Raw genomic sequence first — 9,530 nt, forward strand, 5'->3', positions numbered from 1 at the left:
GGTTCAAAATGTCGGAGCGCACTTTGTGCGTCCAAGTCGACGCACGGCGTGCTGGCGTCTCGCACTGGTAATTCCGGCCGCTATCCGCCATATAGGCGCCAAACCGGCATGAGACCTTTCGATCCATGGCAAGCACTGCCCCCTTCGCCAAGATGAACGGCATCGGCAACGAAATCATCGTTGCCGACATGCGCGGTCGCGCCGACCGGGTGGCGCCGGCTGCCGCCCTTGCGCTCAATGCCGATGCCGCGACGAAGTTCGATCAGATCATGGCGATCCACGACGCCAGAACGCCGGGCACTGCCTTTTTCATCGACATCCTGAATTCCGACGGAACCGGCGCGCAGGCCTGCGGCAACGGCATGCGCTGCGTGGTGCAGGCGCTTGCCACCGAGACCGGCCAGAAGACATTCGCCTTCGAGACCGTCGCCGGCATCCTCAACGCCGAAGAACATGCCGACGGGCTGATCTCGGTCGACATGGGCAAGCCGCGTTTCGGCTGGCAGGATATTCCGCTCGCCGAGGAATTCCGCGATACCCGCATGATCGAGCTGCAGGTCGGCCCGATCGACGCGCCGGTGCTGCACTCGCCCTCGGTCGTGTCGATGGGCAATCCGCACGCCATCTTCTGGGTCGACCGCGACGTCTGGTCCTATGAGCTCGACCGCTTCGGTCCGCTGCTCGAAAGCCACCCGATCTTCCCCGAACGCGCCAACATCACCATCGCGCGGGTGACCTCGGCCGAGACGATGGTCATCCGCACCTGGGAGCGCGGCGCCGGCCTGACCAAGGCCTGCGGCACAGCGGCCTGTGCCGCCGCCGTCGCTGCCGCGCGCACCAGGCGGACCGGACGCAGCGTCTCCCTGGTGACGCCCGGAGGTGGCTCCTTGCATGTCGAGTGGCGCGGCGACGACCACGTCATCCTCACCGGCGCCGCCGAATGGGAATTTTCCGGCAGCTTCGACCCGGCGACCGGCGTGTGGGCCCGCGACACCGAAAGCGCCGCCTGATGGCTCCCCTTGCCAAGAAGGATCCCGCTCTTCCCAAAAGTGTTGACGTCGTCACCTTCGGCTGCCGGCTGAACACCTACGAATCCGAGGTGATGCGGCGAGAGGCGGAAAGCGCCGGCCTTGGCGCGCTGGAAGGCGGCGCCATCATCTTTAACACCTGCGCCGTCACCGGCGAGGCGGTGCGCCAGGCAAAACAGTCGATCCGCAAAGCCCGCCGCGAGAATCCGGCCGCCCGCATCATCGTCACCGGCTGCGCCGCGCAGACCGAGCCGCAGAATTTCGTCGCCATGGACGAGGTCGATCTCGTCCTTGGCAACGAGGAAAAGCTGAAGGCGCATTCCTATCGCGCGCTGCCGGATTTCGGCGTCAACGACACCGAGAAGGCTCGCGTCAATGATATCTTTTCGGTGCGCGAGACGGCCGGCCACATGGTCGACGCCATCGAAGGCCGGGCGCGGGCGTTCGTCCAGGTTCAGAACGGCTGCGACCACCGCTGCACCTTCTGCATCATCCCCTATGGCCGCGGCAATTCGCGCTCGGTGCCGATGGGCGCCGTGGTCGAGCAGGTCAAGCGGCTGAGCGGCAATGGTTATGCCGAGATCGTGCTGACCGGCGTCGACATGACCAGTTTCGGCGCCGACCTGCCGGGCAGCCCGAAGCTCGGCAAATTGGTCAAGACAATCCTGAAGCAGGTGCCTGACGTGAAACGCCTGCGCCTTTCCTCGATCGATTCGATCGAGGCTGACGACGATCTGCTCGACGCCATCGCCACCGAGCCCCGGCTGATGCCGCATCTGCATCTGTCGCTGCAGTCCGGTGACGACATGATCCTGAAGCGGATGAAGCGCCGGCACAACCGGGATCAGTCGATCCGTTTTTGCCAGGATTTGCGCAAATTGCGTCCCGGCATCGTCTTCGGCGCCGACATCATCGCCGGCTTCCCGACCGAGACGGACGCCATGTTCGAAAAATCGTTGGAGATCGTCGAGGAATGCGGGCTGACGCATCTCCACGTCTTTCCGTTTTCGCCGCGCGAAGGCACCCCCGCCGCGCGCATGCCGCAGCTTCGCCGCGAACTGGTCAAGCAGCGTGCGGCACGGCTGCGCGCCGCCGGTGACGCCGCCTATCGCAGCCACCTTTCCTCGCTCGCCGGAACACGCCAGTCGATCCTGATCGAGCGCGACGGGCTCGGCCGCACCGAAGGGTTTACGCTTGCCGCGATCTCCGAGGGTGCGCCGGGCGAAATCGTTAAGGCCGATATCGCCGGCGATGACGGCTCGCGGCTGATCGCGGCGCCGCTTGCCGCCCGCGCCGCCTGAGACGCAAGAACATGGCTGGTTTTCTCAAGAAGATATTTTCGTTCGGCAAGAAGGAAGTGGTCGAGGAGCGGATCGACGAGACCGCACCGCTGCCGCCGATCAAATGGGACGCGCTCGAGGCACTGAAACCCGCGGCCGAGCAAGCCGTTCCGGAATTTTTGAAACGCGAAGAGCCTTGGCCCGAAGCAGAAGCTGCGCCTCCGGCACAGCCGGTGCCTGTTGAAGAGGCCGAGCCTGCTCAGCCGGAGCCTGATCCGGTCGAAGAGCCAGAGCAGATTCCGGCTGCTCCCGTGATTCCCGAGCCAACTCCGGAGCCGCAGGACGTTCCTGAGCCCGAGCAGCCGGAAATCGCCCCGAAGAAACAACCCGAACCTGCGTCCGTCGAAGCGTCCACTCAGCTTCCATCATCAGCGGCTGGCGCCGCCCCTCATCCGCCTGCCGGCACCTTCTCCCCGTATAGGGACGGGGAGAAGGGTGCTGATCGCGCCGCCGGAACCACTCCCGCAGAGGCCGAGGAAGAAGCGGCTGCGCTGACGCCCCCCTCTCCCCGTCCTTCACGGGGAGAGGGTAAGGGTGAGGGGCAGCGCGGACCTGCGCAAGATGCCGCACCGACGGCCGAAATCCCGCCCCCCATTCGCCAGCCAGCGCCGATCGAGGCGAAGCCGGTCCTTACCGAGATCGCGCCCGAACCTGAAGCCATACCGGCGCCCCGCCCTCCCCTCGATGGGGAGGGTCGCCGCGAAGCGGCGGGGTTGGGTGACAGCGCCGGCGCCAGTCACCCTCACCCCCGAGCTTCTCTCGGGACCTCCCCCATCGCGGGGGAGGTAAAGCGCGAGCCCGTTCCGCAACCACCGCCGGAGCCAAAGCCGGCTGCCGGCAAGGTCACCGTCACCAGGAAGGTCGGGCAGAGAGCCGAACCGCAGAAGGCGCCGGAACCGGCACCGAAACGCTCGTGGTTCCAGCGCATGAAGGAGGGGCTCGCCCGCTCTTCCCGGGAACTGTCAGGCAACATCGCCGGCGTCTTCACCAAGCGCAAGCTCGACGAGGACACGCTGCAGGATCTGGAGGACGTGCTGATCCGCGCCGATCTCGGCATGGAGACGGCTTTGCGCATCACCGATTCGCTGGCTGCCAGCCGCTACGGCAAGGACGTCTCCGAGACGGAAGTCCGCGCCATAATGGCGACCGAGGTTGAGAAGGTGCTGACCCATGTCGCCTTGCCGCTGGAGCTCGACCTCAGCCACAAGCCGCATGTCATCCTTGTCGTCGGCGTCAACGGCACCGGCAAGACCACGACCATCGGCAAGCTGGCGGCAAAGCTGACCGACGGCGGCCTGTCGGTGATGCTCGCCGCCGGCGACACGTTCCGTGCCGCCGCGATCGAGCAATTGAAGATCTGGGGCGAGCGCACCAGGTCGCCGGTCATCGCCTCGAAGCTTGGCGCCGACGCCGCCGGCCTCGCCTACGATGCCTTCGAACAGGCCAGGCAAGCCGGCTCCGACGTGCTGATCATCGACACCGCCGGGCGGCTGCAGAACAAGACCGAGCTGATGGCGGAACTCGAAAAGATCGTCCGGGTGCTGGGCAAGCTCGATCCGGAGGCGCCGCACACCGTGCTGCAGACGGTCGACGCCACCACCGGCCAGAACGCGCTCAACCAGGTCGAGATCTTCCGCAATGTCGCCGGCGTCAACGGCCTGGTGATGACCAAGCTGGACGGCACGGCACGCGGCGGTATTCTGGTGGCGATTGCGGCAAAGCACAAATTGCCGGTTTATTTCATCGGCGTCGGCGAACAGGTCGACGACCTCGAACCATTCTCCGCAAGCGAGTTCGCCAGGGCGATCGCTGGAGTGGCATAACAAGCTTGATCCCAGGAAGTTGCAGACTTTTTGGACAGGATCATGCGCAAGAAGGAAAGCCTATGAACCCGCGCATCCTCGAACGCGACCCGTCCGACCCGCAGAAACAGAAGAAGGAAGGCGTCAATCCGCTGCTCAAGCTGGTGCTGGAGCTCGGCCCGTTGATGGTGTTCTTCTTCGCCAACGCCCGTGGCGCATGGCTGTCGCAGAAATTTCCGGTGCTGGCCGAATTCGGCGGACCGATCTTCGTCGCTACCGGCCTGTTCATGGCCGCGACCGCGATCGCGCTGGCCGCGTCCTGGCTGCTCACCCGCACCTTGCCGATCATGCCGATGGTGTCGGGCGTCGTCGTCTTCGTCTTCGGCGCGCTGACGCTCTACCTGCAGGACGACATCTTCATCAAGATGAAGCCGACAATCGTCAACATGCTGTTCGGCGGCGTGCTGCTCGGCGGCCTGTTCTTCGGCAAGTCGCTGCTCGGCTACGTCTTCGATTCGGCCTTCAGCCTCGATGCCGAGGGCTGGAAGAAACTCACCTTCCGCTGGGGCCTGTTTTTCCTGTTCCTGGCCCTTGTCAACGAAGTGGTCTGGCGGAATTTTTCCACCGACGCCTGGGTTACCTTCAAGGTCTGGGGCATCATGCCGATCACCCTTCTTTTCACCTTCAGCCAGATGCCGCTGATCATGCGCCATTCGCTTGAAGGCAAGACCGGAACGGAAGGGAAGCCCGGCAAGTAACGATTTTAAGGAGAGGGCATGGAATTCGTCACCACGCGCGAAGAGCTGAGAACGATCTACAAGACGCCTCGGCCGACCGACGGCTCGATCCGCAAGGAACTGAAGGCGCTGGATGGCCACGGCCGTTCCTTCATCGGCAAAAGCCCCTTCGTGCTGATTGGCTCCTCGGACGGCGCCGGCAATGCCGATGTGACGCCAAAGGGCGATAGGCCGGGCTTTGCCGCCGTGCTCGACGAGAAGACCATCGCCATCCCCGACCGGCCCGGCAACAACCGGCTCGACACGCTGGAGAACATTCTTCTCAACCCTTCGGTCGGGCTGCTCTTCCTCATCCCGGGCATGAACGAGACGCTGCGCGTCAACGGCGACGCCCGCATCACCGTCGATGCGGCTTTGCGCGAGCGGCTCGCCGTCGACGGCAAGGAACCGCAAAGCGTCGTCCTTGTGACGGTCAAGGCCGCCTACATGCATTGCGCCAAGGCTTTCATGCGCTCCGATCTGTGGAAGCCGGAAACCTGGTACGACCGCGCGACGCTGCCGACGCTCGGCCAGATCCTGCGCGACCAGCTGGCGCTTGCCGATTCGGCCGAGGCGACCGATCGCTGGCTGGACGAAGAATACAAACACACCATGTGGTAGTGTGCCCGGCAACGAATCGTCCAAGCTGATCTCCATTCCTTTGCTCAACATCCTTGCAATCTCTGGCAGCCTGCGCGCCGCCTCGACCAATTCGGCGTTGACCGCGGGTTTGGCGCAAAATGCGCCGACTGGCTGCCGCGTCATCGTCTATGACGGGCTAGGCCGCTTGCCGATTTTCAATCCGGATGACGAAGGCGAGCGGACGCCACCGCAAGCATCCGCGCTGATCGACGCGGTCACCGCCGCTGACGGTGTGATCGTCTCCTGCCCTGAATATGCCCATGGCGTGCCGGGCGGGCTGAAGAACGCGCTCGACTGGCTGGTGTCGCGCGACGCCGCTGTCGCCAAGCCGGCCATGCTGGTGCACGCCTCGCCGCGCTCGCTGTTTGCCCGCGCGGCTCTGGCCGAGATCATGCGCACCATGTCTTTCGCGCTTTTTGAAGACACCGCGCTCGAAATCGCCCTGCTCGGCAAAAGGCCACCGGAGATGGACAAAATCCTGTCGGAGCCGGCAAGCCAACTGGCAATGCACAACGCCATTTCGGCCTTCGCCGATTTCATCCGGTCGCGTTAAGCGGCGGCCACCGTGCTTTCGTTATCCCGGGCGGAGCGAACGCTAAGCGCGTCGGCGACGAAGCCCCCAAGTGGGGGAGATGCCCGGCAGGGCAGAGCGGGGCGCTGTCCCGCAGCCTCTCGCAAATTTCCCTTCGGTCTCAACGCCGCGACATTGGTCTCGCCGACGAACCAGTCACGCGCAGCGACCTCTTCGAAGACCCCAGGGCCGCTCAAAATGTCTTTGCGCCGTTGACCATCAGCCGGACCATGTAGAGCGAGGTCGTGCCGGCGATGTAGAGGCAGTTCAGCTTGCCGCCGCCGAACACGCAATTGGCGACGACTTCCGGCACCTTGATCTTGCCGATCAGCGTTCCGTCGGGATCGTAGCAATGGATGCCGTCGGCGGCACTGGTCCAGATCCGGCCTTGGTCGTCGAGCCTAAAACCATCGAACAGGCCGGCCGTGCAATCGGCGAAGACCTTTCCGCCTGAGATCTTCTTGCCGGCCCCGTCGACATCGAACACCCGCATATGCGCCGGATTCTGCGCGCCATGCGTGCGGCCGGTATCGACGACATAGAGCTTGCTCTCGTCGAGCGAGAAGGCAAGCCCGTTGGGCCTGACCATGTCGGTGATCACCGCTTCGATCTCGCCGGTGCCGGGGTCGGCCCGGTAGACATGGCAGGCGCCGATCTCGCTCTCGGCCTTGTCGCCCTCATAATCCGTATCGATGCCGTAGGTCGGGTCGGTGAACCAGATCGAACCATCGGACCTGACCACCGCATCGTTGGGCGAGTTCAGCCGCTTGCCGCGCCATTTGTCGGCTATGGTGGTGATCGAGCCGTCATGCTCGGTGCGGCTGACGCGGCGGCCCGAATGCTCGCAAGTGACCAGCCGGCCCTGCCGGTCGACGGTGTTGCCATTGGAATTGCCCGACGGCTGCCGGAACACGCTGACGCTGCCGTCGGTCTCGTCGTAGCGCAGCATGCGGTTGTTGGGAATGTCGGACCAGACCACATAACGGCCGGCCGCAAACCAGGCCGGCCCTTCCGCCCACCGGCATCCGGTGAACAGCTTGTCCACCTGTGCGTTGCCGTTGAACAGCCGCGCAAAGCGTGGATCGAGAATTTCGTAGTCTTCGGCCATGGTTTTCTCCCGGGTCATGCAAATCGTTTGTGCCGGCGCGATCAAGCCAGCCGGCGATCGATATGGCAAGATCGTTGTATCGGGACAGGCAATGCGGCCCTTGCTCGAGTGATGGATGGAAGGACGGGCCCATGCGCCGTTAACCGGCTATGCGCCCAGCGCAATGGTGCATTGCAACATCTTCTTTTTGCGATGCACCATAACTATGTCATGCTGCGTATCGATCAGGGAGGAACAACCTGCCGCAACAATGCGGCACAGAAGGAACCTCGCTATGATTCTCGACAGCCTAATGAGCCGCGCTCGCACCAGCATCGCCAAGCGCCGGCAATACAACCGCCTCATCGCCGAAATCGATTCGTTTTCCAGCCGCGATCTGGCCGACATGCGCGCCGACCGCAGCGAAATGCTCTACCAGGTCCACAAGCAGGTCTACGGCTGAATCTTCGGTCGACCTATCACGTTCGTAATCCTTGGGCGTAACGACGCAAAGCGGAGTGAAGACCCAAGGATGACGAAACGGAGGGGCCATCAGCCGGGTGCTGCCAGCGCCTTCTCGATCTCCGGCAGCAGCAGCGCTTGTGCTGAGCCCGGCGTCAGCGGGCCGACGTGCTTGTAGGCGATCTTGCCGTCCTTGCCGACGACGAAGGTTTCCGGCACGCCGTAGACCCCCCAGTCGATCGCCGCGCGCCCTGCCGTGTCGACGCCGATCGCCTGGAACGGGTTGCCGAGATCGCCGAGGAACCGGCGGGCGTTTTCCGGCTGGTCCTTGTAGTTGAGGGCGGCGATGACGAAGCGCTTGTCCTGCGACAGCGCCAGCAGCAGCGGATGTTCGTCGCGGCACGGCCCGCACCACGACGCGAAGACGTTGACGAGCGTGACCTTGCCGGCAAACTGCCTGGAATCGAGCCCCGGCAAATTCATGCCCTCCAGCGCCGGCAGATTGGTCTGCGGCGCCGGCAGGCCGATCAGCGCCGATGGCACTTCCGAAGTGTCGCGGCCGGACAGCAGCTGCGTCAGGAACAGCCCCGCCAGCCCGAGGAATATCAGCAGCGGCAACAGCACGATCAGGCGGCGTGAGCGCGCCGGCGTTTCCGTCTCCATGCTCATGATTTCCCCGCCTTATCGGAGCGCCGCCGCACGCCGGACGCTTCCAGCTCGGCGAGGTCTCGTCTGCGTGCACGCTGGTCGAGCAGGATCCAGCCGATCAGCCCGGCCAGCACCATGGCCGTAATGGCATAGGCAGCGGTCACATAGAGCGCATGCGCGCTCATAGGGGTCGCTCCTCCGGTGCAAAACCTTTCAGCCGGACCATTTCGCTTCGTTCCAACATGCCTTCCTTTAACCCTGCGCCATCGGCTTCGCAATCGACAGCAGCGCCGCAGCCTTTGACGCCCTGTAATCACCAACATGGCCGGCCAAATCAGTCGGTTCCATGGCGCAGCGCCAACGCTGCCGCAACCGGCCCCAGCACGGCAAGAAACAAGGTCAGCGCGGCAAGAATGAGGAAAGGCTGCAGAAACGGATCAGGGTTCGCCACCGCGCCATAGCTTGCCGAGACGCCGAAGATCAGCACCGGGATGGTCAGCGGCAGCACCAGCACCGAGATCAGCAGCCCGCCGCGCGGCAGTGCCACCGCCACCGCCGCACCGGCAGCGCCGATGAAGGTAATCGCCGGCGTGCCGACCAGAAGGGTCAGCGCCGTGGCGCCGATGCCGATCGGCTCCATGTTCATGAACAGGCCGAGCAGGGGTGCCGCGATGACCAGCGGCAGCACGCTTCCTGCCCAATGCGCCAGGCATTTTGTCAGCACGGTCAGCGCCAGCATCTGCCGGTCGTCGCCGAGCACCAGCAGATCGAGCGAGCCGTCTTCCCGGTCGGCCTGGAACAATCGGTCGAGACCGAGCAGGCAAGCCAGCAAGGCGCCGATCCACAGGATCGCCGGGCCGATGCGGGCAAGCAGATTGAGGTCCGGCCCGACGCCGAACGGGATCGTGGCGATCACCGCGAGAAAGAAGATCACGCCGGTCAGCGCCCCGCCGCCGGCCCGGATACTCAGGCGGATATCGCGCAGGAAGAGGGCTAGCATGGTTTTAGATGCCCTTGCCCAGGCACCCCCCTCTGTCCTGCCGGACATCTCCCCCTCAAGGGGGGAGATTGGCTGTCAGGACAGAGGGGGGTGGGCGGGAACGCCGACATTACCGAGTTTGGGGGGGGGGGGGGGGGGGGGGGGGCGGCGGGGGCGGGGGGGGGGGCGGGGGCG

11 protein-coding genes are annotated in these 9,530 nt (G+C 64.6%); 7 read left to right on the forward strand and 4 right to left on the reverse strand.

Features of this window, described 5'->3' with window-relative positions; genetic code table 11:
* Positions 1-125 precede the first annotated feature (125 nt).
* The 6 genes from dapF (at position 126) to AC0L2C_RS18675 (ending at position 6,141) form a co-directional block, all read left to right on the forward strand.
* Entirely contained in the window at positions 126-1,010 is an 885-nt protein-coding gene (dapF, locus tag AC0L2C_RS18650; protein WP_473524081.1) for a diaminopimelate epimerase, read from the forward strand.
* Complete coding sequence (mtaB, locus tag AC0L2C_RS18655) at positions 1,010-2,329, forward strand: tRNA (N(6)-L-threonylcarbamoyladenosine(37)-C(2))-methylthiotransferase MtaB (RefSeq protein WP_287225058.1); 1,320 nt, start codon at positions 1,010-1,012, stop codon at positions 2,327-2,329. The genes dapF and mtaB overlap by 1 nt, the downstream gene beginning before the upstream one ends.
* Positions 2,330-2,340: 11 nt before the next feature.
* Positions 2,341-4,191, forward strand: a complete 1,851-nt coding sequence (gene ftsY / locus AC0L2C_RS18660; protein WP_473524082.1) for a signal recognition particle-docking protein FtsY — start codon at positions 2,341-2,343, stop codon at positions 4,189-4,191.
* A gap of 62 nt (positions 4,192-4,253) precedes the next feature.
* A complete protein-coding gene (locus AC0L2C_RS18665) occupies positions 4,254-4,928 on the forward strand; it encodes a septation protein A (protein ID WP_023803351.1) in 675 nt (224 codons plus the stop codon).
* Positions 4,929-4,946: 18 nt separating this feature from the next.
* Positions 4,947-5,567, forward strand: a complete 621-nt coding sequence (locus tag AC0L2C_RS18670; protein WP_128171119.1) for a pyridoxamine 5'-phosphate oxidase family protein — start codon at positions 4,947-4,949, stop codon at positions 5,565-5,567.
* A gap of 40 nt (positions 5,568-5,607) precedes the next feature.
* On the forward strand, positions 5,608-6,141 hold the full coding sequence (locus tag AC0L2C_RS18675; protein ID WP_473524087.1) for an NADPH-dependent FMN reductase: 534 nt from the start codon (positions 5,608-5,610) through the stop codon (positions 6,139-6,141).
* Between the two features lie 211 nt (positions 6,142-6,352).
* Here AC0L2C_RS18675 and AC0L2C_RS18680 read toward each other — a convergent pair whose 3' ends face one another.
* Positions 6,353-7,267, reverse strand: coding sequence for an SMP-30/gluconolactonase/LRE family protein (locus AC0L2C_RS18680; RefSeq protein WP_473524083.1), 915 nt, complete (start codon positions 7,265-7,267; stop codon positions 6,353-6,355).
* Between the two features lie 274 nt (positions 7,268-7,541).
* Here AC0L2C_RS18680 and AC0L2C_RS18685 point away from each other — a divergent pair, with 274 nt between their 5' ends.
* A complete protein-coding gene (locus tag AC0L2C_RS18685; RefSeq protein ID WP_023803346.1) occupies positions 7,542-7,709 on the forward strand; it encodes a hypothetical protein in 168 nt (55 codons plus the stop codon).
* Between the two features lie 89 nt (positions 7,710-7,798).
* Here the strand turns inward: AC0L2C_RS18685 and AC0L2C_RS18690 are convergent, their stop codons facing one another.
* The 3 genes from AC0L2C_RS18690 to ccmB all read right to left on the reverse strand — a co-directional run bounded on the left by AC0L2C_RS18690 (position 7,799) and on the right by ccmB (position 9,356).
* Positions 7,799-8,377, reverse strand: a complete 579-nt coding sequence (locus tag AC0L2C_RS18690) for a DsbE family thiol:disulfide interchange protein (RefSeq protein ID WP_023803345.1) — start codon at positions 8,375-8,377, stop codon at positions 7,799-7,801.
* A complete protein-coding gene (gene ccmD, locus AC0L2C_RS18695) occupies positions 8,374-8,541 on the reverse strand; it encodes a heme exporter protein CcmD (RefSeq protein ID WP_473524084.1) in 168 nt (55 codons plus the stop codon). The genes AC0L2C_RS18690 and ccmD overlap by 4 nt, the downstream gene beginning before the upstream one ends.
* Positions 8,542-8,690: 149 nt before the next feature.
* The gene (ccmB, locus tag AC0L2C_RS18700; RefSeq protein WP_023803343.1) at positions 8,691-9,356 is read right to left on the reverse strand and encodes a heme exporter protein CcmB; all 666 of its coding nucleotides are present in this window, start codon (positions 9,354-9,356) and stop codon (positions 8,691-8,693) included.
* Positions 9,357-9,530 lie beyond the last annotated feature (174 nt).

The sequence above is a fragment of the Mesorhizobium sp. WSM4845 genome (genome assembly GCF_055811455.1).

What these genes read in the sequence shown, in the direction of transcription:
- ccmB (WP_023803343.1), bottom strand. Translation starts at nt 9,356, where the DNA reads ATGCTAGCCCTCTTCCTGCGCGATATCCGCCTGAGTATCCGGGCCGGC.
- AC0L2C_RS18690 (WP_023803345.1), bottom strand. Translation starts at nt 8,377, where the DNA reads ATGAGCATGGAGACGGAAACGCCGGCGCGCTCACGCCGCCTGATCGTG.
- mtaB (WP_287225058.1), top strand. Translation starts at nt 1,010, where the DNA reads ATGGCTCCCCTTGCCAAGAAGGATCCCGCTCTTCCCAAAAGTGTTGAC.
- AC0L2C_RS18680 (WP_473524083.1), bottom strand. Translation starts at nt 7,267, where the DNA reads ATGGCCGAAGACTACGAAATTCTCGATCCACGCTTTGCGCGGCTGTTC.
- ftsY (WP_473524082.1), top strand. Translation starts at nt 2,341, where the DNA reads ATGGCTGGTTTTCTCAAGAAGATATTTTCGTTCGGCAAGAAGGAAGTG.
- ccmD (WP_473524084.1), bottom strand. Translation starts at nt 8,541, where the DNA reads ATGAGCGCGCATGCGCTCTATGTGACCGCTGCCTATGCCATTACGGCC.
- AC0L2C_RS18685 (WP_023803346.1), top strand. Translation starts at nt 7,542, where the DNA reads ATGATTCTCGACAGCCTAATGAGCCGCGCTCGCACCAGCATCGCCAAG.
- dapF (WP_473524081.1), top strand. Translation starts at nt 126, where the DNA reads ATGGCAAGCACTGCCCCCTTCGCCAAGATGAACGGCATCGGCAACGAA.
- AC0L2C_RS18670 (WP_128171119.1), top strand. Translation starts at nt 4,947, where the DNA reads ATGGAATTCGTCACCACGCGCGAAGAGCTGAGAACGATCTACAAGACG.
- AC0L2C_RS18665 (WP_023803351.1), top strand. Translation starts at nt 4,254, where the DNA reads ATGAACCCGCGCATCCTCGAACGCGACCCGTCCGACCCGCAGAAACAG.